18 protein-coding genes are annotated in these 20,462 nt (G+C 39.3%); 11 read left to right on the forward strand and 7 right to left on the reverse strand.

From position 1 onward, the window contains the following. The first annotated feature begins 51 nt into the window (after positions 1-51). Together F952_RS09530 and F952_RS09535 are read left to right on the forward strand one after the other, a co-directional pair. Complete coding sequence (locus F952_RS09530; RefSeq protein ID WP_004926556.1) at positions 52-1,269, forward strand: CaiB/BaiF CoA transferase family protein; 1,218 nt, start codon at positions 52-54, stop codon at positions 1,267-1,269. 125 nt (positions 1,270-1,394) lie between these two features. After that, positions 1,395-2,240 (forward strand): IclR family transcriptional regulator, encoded by an 846-nt coding sequence (locus tag F952_RS09535; RefSeq protein ID WP_004926559.1) that lies wholly within the window; start codon positions 1,395-1,397, stop codon positions 2,238-2,240. Positions 2,241-2,283: 43 nt separating this feature from the next. Here the strand turns inward: F952_RS09535 and F952_RS09540 are convergent, their stop codons facing one another. Then, a complete protein-coding gene (locus F952_RS09540; RefSeq protein WP_004926561.1) occupies positions 2,284-3,483 on the reverse strand; it encodes an MFS transporter in 1,200 nt (399 codons plus the stop codon). 180 nt (positions 3,484-3,663) lie between these two features. On the opposite strand from F952_RS09540, the gene F952_RS09545 reads away from it, so the two are divergent. Continuing rightward, entirely contained in the window at positions 3,664-4,887 is a 1,224-nt protein-coding gene (locus F952_RS09545; RefSeq protein WP_004926563.1) for a CaiB/BaiF CoA transferase family protein, read from the forward strand. A 34-nt stretch (positions 4,888-4,921) separates the two neighbouring features. Here F952_RS09545 and F952_RS09550 read toward each other — a convergent pair whose 3' ends face one another. The 5 genes from F952_RS09550 to F952_RS09570 all read right to left on the reverse strand — a co-directional run bounded on the left by F952_RS09550 (position 4,922) and on the right by F952_RS09570 (position 10,251). Further along, entirely contained in the window at positions 4,922-5,767 is an 846-nt protein-coding gene (locus tag F952_RS09550; RefSeq protein ID WP_004926566.1) for an IclR family transcriptional regulator, read from the reverse strand. Between the two features lie 112 nt (positions 5,768-5,879). Beyond that, the gene (locus F952_RS09555) at positions 5,880-7,085 is read right to left on the reverse strand and encodes a 3-oxoadipyl-CoA thiolase (RefSeq protein ID WP_004926569.1); all 1,206 of its coding nucleotides are present in this window, start codon (positions 7,083-7,085) and stop codon (positions 5,880-5,882) included. Positions 7,086-7,105: 20 nt separating this feature from the next. Beyond that, positions 7,106-8,623, reverse strand: coding sequence for a 3-hydroxyacyl-CoA dehydrogenase (locus F952_RS09560; protein WP_004926572.1), 1,518 nt, complete (start codon positions 8,621-8,623; stop codon positions 7,106-7,108). Between the two features lie 48 nt (positions 8,624-8,671). Next, a complete protein-coding gene (locus F952_RS09565) occupies positions 8,672-9,433 on the reverse strand; it encodes an SDR family oxidoreductase (protein ID WP_004926579.1) in 762 nt (253 codons plus the stop codon). Positions 9,434-9,465: 32 nt separating this feature from the next. Continuing rightward, on the reverse strand, positions 9,466-10,251 hold the full coding sequence (locus F952_RS09570) for an enoyl-CoA hydratase (protein WP_004926583.1): 786 nt from the start codon (positions 10,249-10,251) through the stop codon (positions 9,466-9,468). 318 nt (positions 10,252-10,569) lie between these two features. Between F952_RS09570 and F952_RS09575 the strand changes: the two genes are divergently transcribed. From F952_RS09575 to F952_RS09600, 6 genes are all read left to right on the forward strand, one after another. After that, the gene (locus F952_RS09575) at positions 10,570-11,724 is read left to right on the forward strand and encodes an acyl-CoA dehydrogenase family protein (RefSeq protein WP_004926586.1); all 1,155 of its coding nucleotides are present in this window, start codon (positions 10,570-10,572) and stop codon (positions 11,722-11,724) included. A gap of 64 nt (positions 11,725-11,788) precedes the next feature. Next, complete coding sequence (locus F952_RS09580) at positions 11,789-13,069, forward strand: MFS transporter (RefSeq protein ID WP_026056855.1); 1,281 nt, start codon at positions 11,789-11,791, stop codon at positions 13,067-13,069. Positions 13,070-13,358: 289 nt separating this feature from the next. Next, positions 13,359-14,030: a 3-oxoacid CoA-transferase subunit A gene (locus F952_RS09585; RefSeq protein WP_004926591.1), complete on the forward strand. Its 672-nt coding sequence runs from the start codon at positions 13,359-13,361 to the stop codon at positions 14,028-14,030. Further along, positions 14,027-14,701: a 3-oxoacid CoA-transferase subunit B gene (locus F952_RS09590; protein WP_004926593.1), complete on the forward strand. Its 675-nt coding sequence runs from the start codon at positions 14,027-14,029 to the stop codon at positions 14,699-14,701. The genes F952_RS09585 and F952_RS09590 overlap by 4 nt, the downstream gene beginning before the upstream one ends. A gap of 84 nt (positions 14,702-14,785) precedes the next feature. Next, a complete protein-coding gene (gene dcaP, locus F952_RS09595; RefSeq protein ID WP_004926597.1) occupies positions 14,786-16,102 on the forward strand; it encodes an outer membrane trimeric porin-like protein DcaP in 1,317 nt (438 codons plus the stop codon). A gap of 18 nt (positions 16,103-16,120) precedes the next feature. After that, positions 16,121-17,323, forward strand: a complete 1,203-nt coding sequence (locus F952_RS09600; RefSeq protein ID WP_004926601.1) for an MFS transporter — start codon at positions 16,121-16,123, stop codon at positions 17,321-17,323. A 37-nt stretch (positions 17,324-17,360) separates the two neighbouring features. On the opposite strand, the gene F952_RS09605 is transcribed toward F952_RS09600, so the two are convergent. Then, positions 17,361-17,783 (reverse strand): PaaI family thioesterase, encoded by a 423-nt coding sequence (locus F952_RS09605; RefSeq protein ID WP_004926604.1) that lies wholly within the window; start codon positions 17,781-17,783, stop codon positions 17,361-17,363. A 304-nt stretch (positions 17,784-18,087) separates the two neighbouring features. Here F952_RS09605 and F952_RS09610 point away from each other — a divergent pair, with 304 nt between their 5' ends. Beyond that, positions 18,088-19,890 carry an acyl-CoA dehydrogenase C-terminal domain-containing protein gene (locus F952_RS09610; protein WP_004926608.1) on the forward strand — a complete coding sequence of 601 codons (1,803 nt, stop codon included), beginning with the start codon at positions 18,088-18,090 and terminating at the stop codon, positions 19,888-19,890. 80 nt (positions 19,891-19,970) lie between these two features. Beyond that, positions 19,971-20,246 (forward strand): enoyl-CoA hydratase-related protein, encoded by a 276-nt coding sequence (locus tag F952_RS09615; RefSeq protein ID WP_011182331.1) that lies wholly within the window; start codon positions 19,971-19,973, stop codon positions 20,244-20,246. Positions 20,247-20,462 lie beyond the last annotated feature (216 nt).

A 20,462-nucleotide genomic window follows, 5' to 3' on the forward strand; every position in this document is an offset into this window, starting at 1 on the left:
TGCTTTGGCGAGTAAGATTAAATTTGGTTGAAAGCAATAATAGGAAATGGTATGGGTGCTCTAGAAGGATTTCGTGTGCTTGATTTAAGTCGAGTGCTTGCAGGCCCTTGGTGTGGTCAGGTTTTGGCCGATTTAGGCGCAGAAGTAATTAAAGTCGAGCGCCCCAAACATGGAGATGATACCCGTGCTTGGGGCCCACCATGGATGAAGGATGATGAAGGTCGTGATACTCATGAAGCTGCATACTATCAGTCGACTAACCGTAATAAGCTTTCAGTTGCGATTGATATTTCAACTCCAGAAGGTCAGGAAATCGTACGGGCACTCGCACTTGAATCAGATGTTTTAATTGAAAATTATAAATCAGGTTCATTAAAAAAATATGGTCTCGATTATGAAACACTGTCAAAGCTCAACCCAAAACTTGTTTATTGTTCAATTACTGGATTTGGGCAAACTGGACCACGTGCACAAGAGCCAGGCTATGATTTTATTATTCAGGGTATGGGGGGATTAATGTCTGTCACTGGTGAAAAAGATGATTTACCTGGCGGTGGCCCACAAAAATTAGGAATCGCATTTTCTGATATCGCAACAGGGTTATATTCGACCATCGCGATTCAAGCGGCCTTACTTAATCGTAATATCACGGGTTTGGGTCAATATATCGATATGGCCTTATTAGATGTACAGATTGCAACGCTGGCAAATCAAGGAATGAATTATCTGGCTTCAGGTAAAGTACCTGGCCGATATGGTAATGCTCATGCCAATATTGTGCCTTATCAGGTGTTTAAGGCATCAGACCGAGATTTCATTATTGCCTGTGGCAATGACACGCAATTTATTCAGTTGTGTCAGGCAATTGGATTGCCAGAGCTTCCTAATGATCCTAAATTTACCAGAAATGCAGATCGTATCAAGTATCGTGAAGAAATCATCCATCTACTTTCAACGCATTTTTTAACTAAAACAGCCGATGAATGGGTTGGAATCATTCAAGCAGCTAAAGTCCCAGTTGGATGTATTAATAATCTTGAACAAGCCTTTGAAGAACCACAAGTCATAGAAAGAAAAATGTTGGTAGATATGTCACATCCACAACGTGAGCATCTTAAAGTCATTGGTTCGCCTATTAAAATGTCGCGTACACCCGTTGAGTATAAAAATGCACCTCCAATGCTTGGACAGCATACCGAAGAGATATTATCAAATATACTTTCTAGAGAAAGGTTTAGTGAGCTGAAATCAAAAGGAATAATAGGATAAATTCTTCAACGTTCATAGTAAAATAATTATACGTTTTATTACGTGCTTGTTTTGCTATGACAACAACAAATAGATTATAATTTTCGCAATGCGAAATATTAATTGAGTTGAGTATACTCTTTCCTATGACAGATTTAAATGAAACAGAGCAAACCGAAAAATTATTAGTGCCTTCACGACATGAATTGCTCCATCCAATTGAAGACATGCAGGATGAAGATGATCGTCAGTTTATTACTGCGCTTGCGCGCGGTCTGGAGCTTTTACGCTGTTTTTCTGCCAAGCAACCGCATTTGGGAAATCAGGAATTATCGCAAATGACGGGTTTGCCAAAGCCGACCATTACACGCCTGACACATACTTTGTCGCGTCTGGGTTATATTCGTCAAGTTCCTAATTCTACTAAATTTCAATTATCAGTGGGGGTCTTGGCATTTGGCTACTCGATGTTATCCAATGTCTCGATTCGTTCGATAGCACAGCCCTATATGAAAGAGCTGGCAGATTATGCAGGCGCTGCGGTAGCGATGTCTACTCGTGACCGACTAAATATGATCTATCTGGATGTCGTACAGGGCAAAGGCAATGTCACTATGCGTCGTCAGGTGGGAACTTATTTGCCCATTCATTTAAGTTCAATGGGGCGTGCCTGTTTAGCCGCTATGCCTGAGGATGAGCGTGATTTTTTATTAAATGCAATTCGTCATAAGCATAAAGAAGACTGGATTAAAATTAACCGTGATCTAGATAAAGCGTTTAAAGATTATCAAGATTTTGGCTACTGTTTTTCGATTGGTGATTGGCATAAAGATGTCAATTCAGTTGCGGTACCTTTATTACACGAACAACATGGCTTATTAGTCTTTAACTGTGGTGGGCCAAGCTTCATAATGAAACGTGAAAAACTGGAAGAAGATATCGCACCACGTCTATTGCACATGGTCAACAACATTAAAACCGAAATTAGTTAAAAAATATCGCAAAATGCGTACGCCAGTAATATTCCATTCAATATTACTGGTTTTTATTTAATGGAACATGAGATATTGGTGCAAGCCTTGCATCACGAAAACAATAGTAAAGTGTCAAAGTAGCAAAAATTAGGCCTAACACACAAACTCCGTTCCACCCAAAATGGCGCCATGTGTAACTTGCCAATGTTGTACCTACAGCACCACCAGTAAAATAACCTGTCATGTAAATGGCATTAAAGCGGGATCTAAGTTTTTGATTCAATTTAAATACAATACTTTGATTAGTCACATGTATTGCCGACAGGCACGAATAAATCAAAATTGTTCCGATTACATAAAAAATAAATGAAAATGGTAGTAAACTGAATAATAGCCAGCTCAAAATGAAACCAAAGCCACCCCAGATCGAGATTTTATGAACATATCCCTGATCCATATATTTACCTGAAAAGTTGGCAATAAAGGTTCCTATAATCCCCACAAATCCAAATAACCCAATTGTAAAATCGCTAAAGTGATAGGGTGCAGGGGCAAGTAAAAGTGACATCGTTGTAAATATCATGCTAATTCCAGCAAATATGAAAAAGCCAAGATAAGTACGGCGACGTAAACGTTGATTTTCCTTAAAAATAATAGGAATAGACCGAATTGTTTTTAAATAATTTTCCGATTGTGTTGCTGGGAAAGAATTAATTTTTAAATATAAAACTATCGCAATAGCTAATAATAAAAAGCCACTGACCAAATAAATAATATTCCAGGCAAATAAAGTAGACATGAGACCAGACAAAGATCGTGCTAGAAGAATCCCGACCATGAGTCCACTAATTAAAAAACCGACTACACGACCACTATGCTGAATTGGAACCAAACTTGCAGCAAGAGGGAGCAATAACTGTGCAGATACTGAAAACAAACCTGTAATTACAGTTCCCAACATAATGAAGGCAATATGACCAGAAAAACCACTAATCAGTAAACCCAAAGATGCCAATAACATTAAAATAAACAGTAATCGTCTTTTTTCAAGAATATCACCCAATGGCATTAAAAATAATAAACCACAGGCATAAGCAATTTGGGCAAGTGTCGGAATCCATGCAATTGTGGTTTCAGAAAGATGAAGTTCCAAAGCCATTGAATGTACCAGAGGCTGGCTAAAATAATTACTCCCTGAGCAAATACCCGCAGCAACTGCCATGAGAACAACGGTTGGGGTATAGATACTCGAAGAAGCCATGGAATTTCACTTGAGTTTTGCAGTGCAATTTTTGTTGCACAAAGAAAGCGGTGAAATAAGCTTAATCAAAAATAAACATATTTACAATAATAAAATTTTATTTTGCAATGCGATATTTTAGTCTATTATTAATTAAATTTATTTTAATTAAGACCACAACTAAACGCAAAAGAGGGAAATATGGGTGCCTTAACAGGATTTAGGGTTCTGGATTTAAGCAGGATTTTAGCTGGACCTTGGTGTAGTCAGGTATTGGCAGACTTGGGCGCAGAAGTAATTAAGATAGAAAAGCCATTTTATGGTGATGATACACGCATTTGGGGGCCTCCATTTCTTAAAAATGATGATGGTAAGGAGACGACTGAATCTGCTTATTATTTATCAGCAAATCGTGGTAAACATTCGGTTGCAATTGATATGGCAACAGAAGAAGGTCAGGCACTAATCAGAAAAATGGTGTTAGAAAGTGATGTTGTGATCGAAAACTATAAAGCGGGCTCACTCAAGAAATATGGTCTGGACTATGAAAGTTTAAGTCAGATCAACCCCAAACTGGTGTATTGCTCGATTACTGGTTTTGGACAGAAAGGCCCACGTGCGGCTGAACTTGGCTATGATTTTATTATTCAGGGGATGGGCGGTATGATGAGTGTAACAGGTGAGCGAGATGATTTACCTGGCGGAGGGCCTCAAAAAGCAGGTTTGGCTTTTGCAGATTTGACGACAGGTTTATATGCAGCCATTGCCATTCAGGCTGCATTGTTGTCACGAGTAACCACTGGCGAAGGCCAGCATATAGATATGGCCTTGTTGGATACACAGGTTGCATCACTCTCAGTTCTGGCTATGAATTATTTAACATCGACCAAAGTACCAGGTCGGTTTGGAAATGCGCATGCCAATATCGTGCCTTATCAAGTCTTCAAGGCAAAAGAAGGGGAATTTATTATTGCTTGTGGTAACGATCAGCAGTTTCAGGCCTTATGTGAAAGTATAGGATTGCCTGAACTGTGCAAAAACTCCAAATTTACTAAAAATAAAGATCGGGTCACGCATCGAGAAGAGATCAGTCATATCTTACAACAACACTTTATGACAGAGATTGCCCAGCTATGGGTTGATCGTATTCATAAAGTTAAGGTGCCTGTGGGTATGATTAATAATTTACAGCAGACCTTGGAGGAAGAGCAGGTGGTTTTCCGTGAGATGGTAATTCATATGCAGCATCCGTTGCGTTCTGATTATATTTCGATTGGATCGCCGATCAAACTATCCAAAACACCTGTCGAGTATCTAAAAGCACCCCCTTATTTGGGTGAAGATACTGATCAGATTTTAAATCGATTTTTATCTGATAAAGAATTACATGATTTAAAAGATAGAAAAGTGATTCAACAAGGTTGATTCTCTTGGAGCAGGCGGGCTGCTCCTTTTTAATTTAAAGACTTTCTGTCAAAGCATCCTGAATACTGTTTACCATATATTTTAATCGCGGCCCAATATCTTCAATTAATTTTTCGGTACTCAAGGCGTAAGAAGGTGCTCCACAGTTAAAAACATACAGACCATGTTTTGTGCTCATTAAAGGCACCGCAACAGAGTTGATTCCCTGCTGCCATTCTCCTAAAGATAGGCAATAGCCATATTCGGCATATTGATCGAATGCAATATCGAGTTTTTCCTTAATCTCGATCCAGTTTTCTGGTTCACGTTTTTGAATGGCTTCGAGTAAGAAATAACGTTCCTGTTTTGGCGTTGCGGCTAGGCAGGCACGTCCCATAGAGCTGTTATGCAAGGGTAATGTTGAACCGATTGGACGGCGCATCGTACTATTGGTTTGCACTACATCCAAATAGAGCATATTTAAACGATCACGTGCAGCCAATGCAACTGGTGCCTGTGCATACATACTCATTTCTTCCATAAAACGGTGCGCTGTAGTGCGAATACTCAGATTAGACAAGGCTGCATAGCCCAATGATAAAACTCCCAAATCAAGCATATATTTAGGAGAATTTGGCATTTGTTTTAAATAGCCTAAGCTGACCAAAGTATTGGTAATACGAGCAATTGTTGGTTTGGGTAAACCTGTCATTTTAGCAAGTTCCTGATTACCCAATACTTGATGTTGTAATGAGAAACAGCGCAATAACTCTAAACCGCGTGCTAAAGAAGCAATGAATTGAGGATTGTTTTCACGATGAATATGGGAAATAGGATCTAAACGAATTTCATCAAAATTAAGCGTTTTATCATTGTTTTTTGTTTCAGCGCTTGGGGACATTGACTTCTCAAATGAATGAATAAGCCCAGATGATAAGGTATTTTATTTTGCTTTGTAAATTGAATCCATTCATCACAATGCTGTTGTGATGAATGGATATTTTCAAGAAAGGTTATGAAACGTTTTCAATGACCATTGCTAAACCTTGACCAACACCAATACACAAGCTGACAACTGCATATTTTTTATTGCGACGTTGTAATTCACGCGCTACTGTCAGTGCCAAACGCGCACCCGATGCACCTAGAGGGTGACCCACTGCAATAGCACCACCATTTGGATTAACACGTGGGTCGTTAAAATCGATACCTAAACCTTTTAGGCAAGACAAAACTTGTGAGGCAAAAGCTTCATTAATTTCAATAATGTCTAAATCATCTAGTGTCAAACCTGCACGCGCAACAGCTTTTTTAATTGCTTCGATTGGCCCTGCACCCATAATGCGTGGTTCAACACCAGCCGCTGCCGCAGACAATATTTTTGCCATGGGGGTTAAACCATATTTTTGACCAGCAACTTCTGAACCAATTAATAACGCAGCTGCACCGTCATTGATACCCGAAGCATTGCCAGCAGTCACCACACCACCTTCAAATAATGGCTTTAATTTGCTTAAAGCCTCAAGCGTGGAGCTCGGACGCGGATGTTCATCTTCAGTCACTTGCTTAGGGGGTAATTTTTTTCCTTGAGACACTTCTACTGCTGTAATTTCGCCAGCAAAAAAACCTTCTTCGAGTGCTTTCTGATATTTTGCCTGTGATTGCGCAGCAAATAAATCGGCTTGTTCACGGCTAATGCCATATTCAACCGCGACATTATCACCTGTTTCAGGCATTGAATGACCGCCGTATTGGGCTACAATTTTCTTATTAGGAAAACGTGTACCAATGGTGGTATCATAAATTTTTGCATCTCGGCTATAGGCACTTTCAGCTTTACCCATGACAAATGGTGCGCGTGACATACTCTCAACACCACCCGCAATATATAAATCACCCTCACCGCATGTGATTGCACGAGCAGAATCAATAATTGCAGCTAAGCCACTGGCACATAATCGGTTTACAGTCTGGCCCGGTACAGTCACAGGCAAACCTGCCAATAATGCAGCATGACGGGCTATATTTCGACTGTCTTCACCTGCCTGATTGGTATCACCAAAAATCACATCTTCAATGTCTGCACCTGCTACACCTGTTTTTTCAATCAAGCGTTGAATCACTAATCCTGCAAGGTCATCGGGACGGATTGAAGCAAGTTCACCTGCATGGCGACCAAATGGCGTACGTAAACCATCATAAATATATGCATTTAACATGAATTAAATTCCCTTTTAAATTAAGTAGTAAATGTAAGTGGAAGATTAAGCGCAACACGGCGTTGTAACCATGGACTAGGGCGGTAACGTGGGTCAGAGGTCAATGCAGTAATGCGGTTTAGAATAAGTAAGATCTTATTCGAACCAATTTCATCACCCCATTCAATTGGCCCAAATGGATAGCCCAAGCCCAACCTTACGGCTGCATTAATATCATCCACAGAGGCAATTGCTTGTTGAGCTATATCACAGCCTAAGTTGATGACCATAGCCAATATGCGCTGTGCCACAAAGCCGATACTTTCACCAATAGTGCTAACCATTGCACCATCTAAATTGAAGATCGAATGAGCTGCATGACTATACGTCACTTCGGTTATGAGTGATGGCATTAAAGTACGGTGTTTTTCAATGCCGTAGAGCATATCAATTGCAACACTATGTGCTGGATTAACATTGAGACGTAGCGCTGCATGCGTTGTATCTTCCCCATAACAAGCCAACAAACATAAACTGTCCGCCTGCGGCTTGGCACCTACATCAAGTTGAATATTGTGTGTGGTGAGATAATTTATAAGTAATTGTTTATCATCTTCAAAATCAGCAGCAATCCATACTTTTGGGTACAGTGTTAAGCGTTCAGCCACTTTGGCAGAAGTCTCACCAGTTTTGCTCCCTGTACGATAATCATAAAAACCTTGACCCACTTTACGACCTAATTGTTTCGCTTCGAGCATTTGTTTGGTCAATGAATTTGGACGATAACGTGCTTCTTCATAATATTGATGATAAATTGATTCCATCACTGGATGTGAAACATCAAGTCCAGTGAGATCCATAAGCTCGAATGGTCCCATTCTAAAGCCGACGCCATCACGTAAAATACGGTCAATTTCACTAATATCTGTGACATTTTCATTCAGGATTTTTAAGGCTTCTGTGCCATAAGCACGACCCGCATGGTTAATAATAAATCCTGGGGTATCTTTTGCGACAACTGGGCGATGACCCAATACCCGCGATAATTGATTCAAGGTTTCAATGTGTTTGGGATCAGTCTTTAAACCCTGAATCACTTCTACCACCTTCATGAGTGGTACAGGATTAAAGAAATGATAGCCAGCGACACGCTCAGGATGCTTGCAGTTGGAGGCAATCGCTGTAATTGAAAGTGAGGAAGTGTTTGAAGCCAAAATTGTGGTTTCGGGTACAATTGCCTCAAGCTGACTCATCAATGACTGTTTAATGTCCAGACGTTCAACAATTGCTTCAACGATTAAGTCACAGTCTTTTAAATCATGCAGTTCGTTGGCAATCAGAAGATTGGCATTGGCTGCATCTGCGTATTCAGTCGTTATTTTGTTTTTATCAAGCAGTTTTTGAAACGTAATTGCTAATTGTTGTTTGGCCTGTTGTGCTGCACCTGCTTTAGCGTCATATAAATAAGTTATATGTCCTGATTGTGCGGCAATTTGGGCGATACCACTACCCATTACACCAACGCCAATAATGGCAATTTTCTTAATTGGATGTGTCATGCTGACTGTCCTTAGAGATTTGATTCCGTTGATATTGATGATGAAGAATTAGGTCAGTCGCTGCTTATCACCATCAATTGGTAAAATTTGTCCTGAAATTGAGCGACCACTATCTGATGCAAGAAAGATACATAAGTCTGCAATATGTTTTGGGTTAACGAAGTGTTTGATCGACTGGTTGGCTAATGCATTTTCAGTCACGTCTTCAATTGAAATATTCATGCTGTCTGCACGTGCCTGTAACACGCGTTGTACTCTTTCGCCATCTACCGCGCCAGGCAGTATTGCATTAACACGAATATCAAAAGCGCCTAGTTCCATTGAAAGGGTTTTTGTAAAACCAACAATTCCCCATTTTGAAGTGGAATAGGCCAGTCTAAATGGATAGCCCATGCGTCCTGCAATAGAGGAAAGATTGATGATCACACCAGCATCAGATTGTTTTAGATAGGGAATAGCCAGTTTGGTCACTAAAAAAGTACTATTCAAATTAAGATTCAATACCTGAGTCCATTCTTCAAAGCTCAACTCTTCGGCAGCAACCGTTGGTCCTGAAACTCCAGTATTATTAATTAAAATATCTAATCCACCCAATTGTTGTACGGCAGTATCAAACATGGCTTGAACATATTTAGGCTGACCTAGATCACAGCAAAAAGTATGTAATTGCGGGTAATCTTGTCTAAATTGCTGCAAATGACTATCGTTAATGTCGCAGACAAAAACTTGATCACCTTGCTTTAAAAAAGCTTCTGCAATACATCGGCCAATCCCTGAGCCACCAGCAGTAATCAGTACTTTACGTGCCATCATTTCTTCCTAGATATGTGTTCTTAATGTTTTTATTTACCGTGATAGGAGGGTTTACGTTTTTCGATAAACGCATTGATACCTTCATTTTTATCTTCGGTAGAAAACAGCAATTGAAACGATTTGCGTTCCAGAGTTAAGCCGGCATTTAAGGGGACATCTTCACTCATCAAAGCGACTTCTTTAATTTGCTGTAAAGCAATAGGTGGCATTTTTGCAAGACTTTGAGCCATTTTGATTGCGGTAGGAATTGTTTGACTATCTTCAGTGACTTGAGACACTAGACCAATCAGATAGGCTTCTTCTGCTGGAACCATGACACCTGTCATGATCATACGCATCGCATGAAATTTTCCAACGGCACGAAATAAACGTTGCGTACCGCCTGCACCTGGCATCAAACCAACCTTAATTTCAGGCTGCCCGAAAGTAGCGCTTTTTCCTGCAATAATAATGTCGGTATGCATGGCCAGCTCACAACCACCTCCCAAAGCATAACCGTTTACGGCTGCAATTACGGGCTTGGGACATTGTGCAATAGCATTCCAGTAACGTTCGGTATGACGTAACAACATATCGGTCGAGCTTGCTGTTGCCATTTCTTTGAGGTCTGCACCTGCTGCAAAGACATCCTCACCACCCGTTAGAACAATTGCATTGATTTGGTCATTAAAGCTCAGCTCTGTAAATGCTTGTGCAAGTTGCTTACGAACTTCTGTATTTAAAGCATTCTTTGAGGCTGGTCGGTTAATCTTGACGATTGCAATTTGTTCAATTGAAAAATCAATTTCAACGAAATTATCCTGATCTGGAATCATTATTTTTACATCCTTTGTTTCGCATAACAAAACTATATTCCTCATATGATGCTTAAACTAGATTTTTTTTCAAGTGTTTTTTATAGATTCACAATGATGAATTTTCAACAAATTCAATAAACCCCTGAAATTTAAAGGCTGTATGGTTTTTAATTTCGTTTAACGAAATTTATTTTTAAAAAGTATTGAAAATATGGTTTTATTTCTCGTAATATGAAATCAAAATGAAGCAGAACAAGATTTTGTGAAATCTTGCAGTCTGGCTATTTTCTAAAATAGTAGATTGCTATAGCGAAATATAGAGATGGGAGATCACGCATGATTCGCGATGAAGGGATGTTGCAACAATTACTTTCGACAATACGAGATTTTGTAAAAAATGAATTGATTCCTCGAGAGCATGAAGTTGCAGAAAAGGATTGTATTCCTGAAGATATTATTCAGCAAATGCGAGAACTAGGCCTATTTGGTTTAACCATTCCCGAAGAATACGGTGGACTTGGAATCACAATGGAAGAAGAGGTGAATGTCGCGTTTGAACTTGGTCAGACATCCCCAGCATTTCGTTCATTGATTGGCACAAATAATGGCATTGGTTCAAGTGGTTTAATCATTGATGGAACTGAGGAGCAAAAACAGAAATATTTGCCACGTTATGCCAGTGGAGAAATTATTGGTTCATTTTGCTTAACTGAACCAGAAGCGGGTTCAGATGCTGCCTCTTTAAAAACGACAGCGGTAAAAGATGGTGATTTCTACATATTAAATGGAACCAAGCGTTTTATTACCAATGCACCGCATGCAGCAACATTTACCGTAATGGCACGCACCAATCCAGCAATTAAAGGGGCAGGTGGAATTTCTGCTTTTTTGGTAGAAGCCAATACACCAGGTATCACACTAGGCAAAATAGATCAGAAAATGGGACAAAAAGGCTCTCATACCTGTGATGTGATTTTTGAAAATTGTCGAGTACCTGCATCTGCATTAATTGGTGGCGTTGAAGGCGTTGGTTTTAAAACAGCAATGAAAGTGCTGGATAAAGGCCGTCTACATATTGGTGCATATAGTGTAGGTGTTGCAGAGCGTATGTTGAATGATGCACTACATTATGCTGTCGAGCGTAAGCAGTTTGGTCAACCCATTGCAAATTTTCAATTGATTCAAGCCATGCTGGCAGACTCTAAAGCCGAAATTTATGCGGCTAAATGTATGGTTTTGGATGCAGCACGTCGCCGTGATGAAGGCCAAAATATTAGTACAGAAGCCTCATGTGCCAAGATGTTTGCAACAGAAATGTGTGGTCGAGTCGCAGATCGCTGTGTGCAAATTCATGGTGGGGCAGGTTACATCAGTGAATATTCGATTGAGCGTTTTTATCGTGACGTGCGTTTATTCCGTCTTTATGAGGGTACGACCCAAGTTCAGCAAATTATTATTGCCAAAAATATGATTAAGGAAGTGACGTCCTAAAGCCTTATTTTACTTAACATGAGGCAGAGGATGCCTCATGCATATATTGTCTGAGGATATAGACATGACAACAGATTCAATTACAACAAGCCAGCCTAATCAAGCCATACAAACGCCTAAAAAGATTTGGATTACTGCTTTTATATTTGCATTTTTAGCTTTGCTATGTGACGGTGCCGATTTGGGATTTTTGGCATTGAGCTTGACCAGTTTGAAAAGTGAATTTCATCTCACTGGATTACAAGCAGGTACTTTAGGAAGTTTAACTCTTTTTGGGTCTGCTATTGGTGGCCTATTTGGTGGGTGGGCGTGTGATCGTTTTGGTCGCGTGCGGATTATTGTGTTTTTTATTGCGTATTCATCAATTCTCACTTGTGCCTTGGGTTTTACTCACTCATTTGAACAATTTGCGATTGTGCGGGTCTTTGGTTCGATGGGGCTTGGTGCGCTTTACATTGCGTGTAACGTGTTGATGTCGGAGATGGTTCCGACCAAGCATCGTACGACAGTACTTGCTACCTTGATGACAGGATATACCTTGGGTTCGTTGCTGGCGACCTTGCTGGCTGGACATATCATTCCCGAGCATGGCTGGCGTTATTTGTACTGGTTAGCCATTGTACCAGTCGTCCTTTCATTTTTTATGCACTATATGGTTCCAGAACCAGAATCATGGAAAAAATCTCGTCAAATTCGTGCGCAGCAAGCAACAGGCGGTATGAAAGAGGTTAAACGCGAAAATCCGTATCGTGAAATCTTTAAAGAAAAGAAACATGGCATTATGTTTCTGCTTTGGGTAGTGAGTACTGGAGCATTACAATTTGGTTACTACGGTGTAAGTAACTGGTTACCTGCTTATTTAGAATCTGAGCTTGGGATTAAATTCAAAGAAATGGCAATGTATATGGTGGGAACATTCATCATTATGATTTTTGCCAAAATCATTGCAGGTATGATTGCAGACAAACTTGGTCGTCGGGCTGTATTTGCCTTTGGTACCATCGGGACTGCATTATTTATTCCCGTGATTGTGTACCTGAATACTCCTGCCAATATTTTATGGATGATGCTATTTTTTGGCTTCCTTTACGGTATTCCATATGCCATTAATGCGACCTATATGACAGAAAGTTTTCCAACATCAATTCGTGGTTCCGCTGTTGGTGGAGCTTACAACGTGGGTAAAGTTCTTTCTATTTTTTCTCCACTTACCATTGGGTATTTATCACAAAGTGGCTCTATTGGTCTAGGTTTGCTGGTTATGGCTGCTGCTTACTTTATTTGTGGTGTGATCCCGCTTTTATTTATCAAGGATCGACTTTATAACCCCCAAAAAGCGGATTAATAACGAGTCATTCTGATACACATGATCAGTCTTCACATCTCAAAATTATTAGATTTTAGAAAGTACAACAAATTTAATTCTCAATGATCGGTGACAGGATGAACATGAAAGGTTTGCACATTGCAAAAGTCAGAATCGTCCAGAAGGACAGGATTTTTATTAATAGCGGTTGCATTTTGCTATGTGAATTGAGCCCAACATTGTTTATTAAAGACAGGTTATACGCCTCTAGAAAGCAGATGAATTCAAATGTTTAAGAAGTGTATAAATGCAAAAGGAATGAATGCTTATGATTAATAAAATCATTAATGATATTGAGCCCATTTTAAAATCGATTCCAGATGGTTCAACGATTATGACAAGTGGTTTTGGTACGACAGGTCAACCTGAGGCACTACTTGAAGCATTAATTGATTTCGCTCCAAAAGAGTTAACTATTATCAATAATAATGCTTCATCTGGCCCGAATGGTTTGACTCAGCTTTTCACTGCTGGATTGGTCAAAAAGCTCATTTGCTCGTATCCAAAATCAATCAGTTCGACTGTTTTTCCAGATTTATATCGTGCGGGAAAAATTGAACTTGAACTGGTTCCTCAGGGAAATCTTGCATGTCGTATTCAAGCAGCAGGTGCTGGTCTGGGAGCGGTATTTACCCCCACAGGCTACGGGACCAAAATTGCTGAAGGCAAAGAAACGCGCATTATTAACGGTAAAAATTATGTACTTGAATATCCACTTGAAGCCGATTATGCATTCATTTATGCAGATAAGGCAGATCGCTGGGGGAATTTAACTTATCGTAAAGCCGCCAGAAATTTTGGTCCGATTATGGCCAAAGCTGCAAAAACAACAATTGCTCAAGTCAATCAAACTGTTGAATTGGGTGATCTTGATCCCGAATGCATTATTACACCCGGGATATTTGTACAGCATGTGGTGCGATTAGGAGATATAAAATGACGATTCAGAAAAGAAGTCGAGAAGATATCGCAATCATGATAGCAAAGGATATTCCTGATGGTTCGTATGTCAATCTTGGAATTGGATTACCAACCCATGTCGCAAAATACTTGCCAAAAGATAAGGAAATTTTTCTGCACTCAGAGAATGGTGTACTGGCATTTGGTCCACCTCCTGCTGAAGGTGAAGAAGATCAGGACTTAGTCAATGCAGGTAAAGAGCTGGTGACTTTACTATCAGGTGGATGTTTTATGCATCATGGAGATTCATTTGACATTATGCGTGGTGGACATCTGGATATTTGCGTTATTGGGGCATTTCAAGTCGCGCTCAATGGTGATTTGGCTAACTGGCATACAGGTAAAGACGATGATGTGCCTGCTGTTGGGGGAGCAATGGATTTGGCGGTTGGGGCCAAGCGTATTTTTGTGTATATGGAACATACCACCAAAAAAGGCGAACCTAAAATTGTTAAACATCTGACTTATCCAATCACTGGTGAGCAGTGTGTTGATCGTATTTATACAGATTTATGTACGATTGAGCTGAAAGATGGACAGGCATATGTGATTGAAATGGTCGACGGATTAGATTTTGATACTTTGCAAGCCTTAACTGAATGCCCATTAATTGATCACTGTACTTATTCATCGTTGATTCAGCTTAGATAAATGATATGAATCAAAAAAACTTATTTTTTAGAGTTTTCAATATTTATGCGCTAAAAATTTAAGACATATTTTAAAGGAATAAAGATGAAAAAACTTATTTTGGCTGTGGCTTGTGCTACGGCCTCAGGGACACTTTTGGCAAATTCTACAGAAAATAAAAGCACCGAACAAAGAATTAATGCTCTGGAAGCAGAATTGCAGCGTTTAAAAGCTGAACTTGAATTGCAAAAGACCAATCAGCAGAACATGTTAGCAGAATCAAAAGTTAAGACTCAAAACGCAAATGAAATACAAACCAAAGAAAAAGTAATAGCGCCTTCTTGGGTAACATGGACGGACAACGTCAAGATCTATGGAATTGCGCGACTAGATGCAGCCGTTGATTTTAAATCTTCACCTGATAGCGGTGGACGTACAACCAGTAGCTTATATCGAGCGCCGTTTGAAAGTTCAACTCGGTCTAATCATGCCCGTTCAGATGCCAGTATTAATGCAAGTCGCTTAGGTGTTTATTTTAATAGTCCAGATAAAAAAATAACGGGAAATATTGAAGCCGATTTTTTTGATAGCTCCACCATGGGAACTGGTGATGGTAAATTTCGTATCCGTCACGCCTTTTTTACCTACAAGAACTGGACATTTGGTCAGACATGGTCGTTGATGTCTAATATGGAAACACGTACTGAATCTGTCGATTATACGCAATTTCTTGGAACGTCTTATACTCGACTGCCACAGATTCGCTATGATTGGAAAATTGATCAAAATCATGATCTCAAAGTGGCTGTCGAATATACAGGGTCACGTGTTTCTGCACTTCCGTCACTCACCAGCCGGTATAGCTACAAAAATGGCCCACTTTTGCTACTGGCTCAAGGTTTTATCAATGAAAAATCTGTAGATGTAACAACAGATAATGTCAAAAAACTAAGTTGGGGCGCAGGTGGTGGAGTCAAATATCAAATTACACCGCAACATTCGATTCAAGCCAACTACCAGCACATTGTCGGTGACCAGAAATTTATGCCGTATACGACTCAAAGTGGCTTGGCAAATGCATCAAGTTTAAATGCGGCAGGTGACTTTTCTTTGAATAGAGAAAAAACAGATTTGGTGATGAATACACTGGATGTTGCCAATATCGGCTATACATATAAATTTAATGAGTATTGGCGAACAAACTGGTCTGCATCGATCTTTAAATACGATGATAACAGTGCTTATGCCGAAATTAATCCAGATGCTAACGAGCGTTTGATTGATTATGCTGCCAATCTGTTTTATAGCCCAACAGCACAAATGGACTTTGGCGTAGAGTATCATCAAGGAGAGCGAAAAGTATTTGATGGCCGTAAAGCAGATGTATCGCGTATCAACTTCGTGTCAATGTACAAGTTTTAAAAAGGAGATTGATACGAAATGAATAGAATAATTCCATCCAGTGCAGATCATATGCAGCTCTCTAAAGGTTTGGTGTTTATACTGGCGATGACCTGTGGTATTTGTGCTGGATCGAATTATTATAATCAACCGTTAATCTATTCAATTGCGCATGCGTTAGGGGTAAATCCAGAACAAGCGGCTCTGGTGATTGTAATTGGTCAGTTATCTTATGCAGTTGGGCTGTTTTTACTCGTGCCTATGGGGGATTTTTTTGAGAAAAGATCATATATCGCCATTTTAATGTCCTGTACAGGATTTGCTCAAATCGGACTATCACTGAGTCCTAATCTGGCAACTTTATATAGTCTCACGTTTCTATCCACTTTTTTCTCTGTATCTACACAAGTTTTAGTACCATTTGCAGCAGGTTTGGCTTCACCTCAAAAAAGCCCGCAAGTTGTAGGTACTTTGATGAGTGGGCTGTTTATGGGGATTCTACTGGCGCGTTCAATAGCAGGACTATTATCTACAATCTGGTCGTGGCATGCGGTGTATTTGATTAGTGGTTGTTTAATTCTATGTTTCGCAGGAATTGTCTGGAATAAGTTACCTGTAAGTCGAAATTCAGGACAACTCAAAGTCTGGCAGATTTATACTTCGCTGTTTTCCTTGGCTACGCATGAACCTCACCTGATTAGACGTGGCTTAGTGGGTGGAATTGGTTTTGGTATATTGGCTCTGATTTTTACCACGATGACATTTTTGCTGGCCAATGCACCTTATTATTTTAATGATTTTCAAATAGGCTTATTTGGCATTGTAGGATTGGCTGGTGTATTTGCAACTCCTTGGGCAGGTAAAAATATTGCAGGGCAAAGAGAAAATATCACTTCGCTCGTGAGTCTTGCTTTATTAGTTTTGGCGTGGGTTCCATTGTTTTTTGCCCAAAAGTTTTTAGTTTTATATGCAATTGGTGTGATTCTCGCTTATTTTGGTTTATCTGCATTACACGTATTGAACCAGAATCTGGTGTATCGTATTTCACCTCAAGCACGCTCACGTATTAATTCAATTTATATGACATTATATTTTGGCGGAGCAGCAATAGGGTCTTTTGTGGCTGTGTATGCTTGGAAACACTGGGGATGGAGTGCATGCGTGGTCATTGGCTCAATGATGGCGGTGATCTGTTTTATCATTGATCGTTATGATTTTTATAAAATGAGACAGCTTAAATGAATTGATTAAGCCATAACGACTTAATCAATAATAAAATTTAGCGCCGTATAATCATAAATGTAGCAGATGCAAAAGCATAAATTTTGCCTTGCTCATCTAAAATTTTGCCTTCAGTAGTAATAATATTGCGACCTGCGTTAATGAGTTCACCTGAAGCATAATAAGTTGTATCGACCTGCATTGGACGAATCATTTTGACATTTAAATCTATTGTTCCATAACCTGCATTTGCTTCAAGTATGGAATGCGCCGCCCCACCAGTAGATGTATCAAGTGCGGTTGCACAAAATCCACCATGTACACCACCTTGAACATTCAGATGCGTCTGGTTAGGCGTGACTTTATAAATGACTTTTCCCTTGGAGACCTCAATGAGTTGCATAGGAAGAGTTTGTGCCATGGGAGATGAAGACACTTCACCATTCATGAGTGACGTTAAAAATTCCAGTCCAGTTTGCATGAGATATCCTTTAGATCTAAAACTGTAGATACTTTACTATAAAATCTTATTTATCAAAATAAAATTCTGCATAACAAAATATAAAACTAATTTTTTTAGTATTATAAGAATGTAATGAATAAAAAATTATACTATATGTATGAAAATTAAATATAAATAATAAAGTGATTGGATTTTGTTATAATTATTGCTTTATTTTTTTCGGAAATTAATTTTGCAATATGAAATTTTTTTGATATTTTAAGTGTGTAGGATACATCAACTCTCAGAATGACTGAGGCAAAATAAGTACAAGGAATAGGATATGCCACTCTATAAAGCGCCACTTCGTGATATGCAATTTGTGTTGTATGAGTTGTTAAATATTGAACAGCGTTATCAGCAGTTTCCAGAGTATGCAGATCAAATGAATATGGATGTCGTTAATCAGTATCTGGAAGTGGCCGCGGATTTTTGTGAAAATGAAATTGCACCGCTTAATCAAAATGGTGATCAAGAAGGATGTCATTTTGAACAAGGCAAAGTTACGACACCAAGAGGCTTTAAAGAGGCCCATCAAAAATATGCAGAACTTGGTTTTACCTCTTTAACTGCCGATCCTAAATATGGTGGTCAAGGTATGCCAACTTTATTGCGTATAGCGATTTCAGAAATGTTGTGTGGCTCAAACTGGTCTTGGGCAATGTATCAAGGGCTTTCACACGGAGCAATGCGTACACTGGAACACCATGGTACCGAACAACAAAAGCAAACATTTTTGACAAAACTTGTTGCAGGCATCTGGACAGGAACCATGTGTTTGACTGAATCACATGCAGGCTCCGATCTGGGTTTGATTCGTACCAGAGCCGAACCTCAGGCTGATGGCAGCTACGCGATTACAGGTGAGAAAATTTTTATCTCTGCTGGTGAGCATGATTTGGCTGAAAATATTATCCATATTGTATTGGCTCGTTTACCCAATGCACCCGCAGGTACCAAAGGGATTTCGTTATTTATCGTACCAAAATTTAATGTTGATGAATTTGGCCATCTTCTAGAACGTAATCACGTAGTTTGTAGTGCCATTGAACATAAAATGGGAATTCATGGTAATGCAACTTGTGTGATGAATTTCGATGCAGCTCAAGGCTTTCTGATTGGCCCAGAAAACCGTGGACTGAATTGCATGTTTACCTTTATGAATACAGCACGGATTGGTACAGCCGTTCAGGGACTGGCGGCTTCACAAATCGCTTTTCAGGGCGCACTTGAATATGCCAGGGATCGTTTGGCTATGCGAGCTTTAAGTGGCATACAGTATCCAGAGAAGAATGCAGATCCAATTATTGTCCATCCTGCGGTACGCAGTATGTTGATGACCCAAAAAGCCTTTGCTGAAGGTGGGCGGGCACTGGCGTATTTTTTAGCGCAACATGCAGATATTGTTGAAAAAACAAAAGACCCACAACAAAAACAAGCTTCAGATGAACTTTTGGCTTTTCTCACTCCAATTGCCAAGGCATTTCTTACAGAATCGGGCAATGAATCTGCCAAGCATGGCGTACAAATCTTTGGCGGGCATGGTTTTATTATTGAACATGGTATGGAGCAAATTGTTCGTGATGCCCGTATTTCAACTTTATATGAAGGCACAACTGAAATTCAGTCACTCGATTTACTAGCGCGTAAAGTGCTCAAATCAGAAGGCAAGTTGCTTAAGAATATGACTGATCTCATCGATCAATTCATTTTTGAAAATCAATCAAATATCCATTTAAAGTCATATCTAGATCGACTATCTAATTTAAACATGGAATGGCTAGAAATAACTCAATACATTACAAAGAATGCAAAACAGAATCCTGAAGAAATTGGTGCGGCTTCTGTCGATTATTTATATTACTCCAGTTATATCGTTTTTGCTTATTTGTGGGCGCGTATGGCAAAAATTGCGCAACACAAACTGGATAAAGGAACAACTGAAGAAAAGTTTTATCAAGCTAAACTCAAAACAGCACAATTTTTCTATGACAAAATATTAAATCGTACTCAGCAGCATTTAGCGTCGATTAAAACAGGTGCTGAATCAGTGATGGCTCTGGATGCAGAAGATTTTGCCTTTTAATCGATGATAAACATGGAGATATTGAACATCAGTAGTCGGACTGATGTTTTAAATAGCTTTAATGAGCAGATGCATCAGGGCTGACTGCTGAAACGGCTTTACAGTGGGAGATGATTTGGGATGTTTTTGCGGATAATGACTTTCAAAATCAAGTCAGGGTATTGGCAGAAACACTTAGTTTACAGCCATCCTCATCGCTTAGATTAATTAGAAAAGCATTTAATCTTTCTAGTCAAAATTCGCTTGGACAACAGTTGGATCTTGAGCGAGATTTACAACGAGAAGCAGGCAGGTCATTAAATTATAAAGAAGGAATACAAGCATTTATACAAAAACGGCAACCAAACTTCGATTAAATTTTCAAACAATGTTCAAGACAAACCATAAATAGAAAGGAGGTGATGAGAAAAATGCTTTGATGAATCAGATCGATATGGCAAAAAGTGATTAGATATTACGTATTTTTATAATTAATTGCACTTTGTTGGTGCAAAATAATTTTTAACTGATTTGAAGATTCTGCTTATAGCTGACATTAAGATCAATTTGATGACTTTGTATACTCTCTCTTA

This window comes from Acinetobacter baylyi DSM 14961 = CIP 107474, assembly GCF_000368685.1.
GTDB lineage: Bacteria > Pseudomonadota > Gammaproteobacteria > Pseudomonadales > Moraxellaceae > Acinetobacter > Acinetobacter baylyi.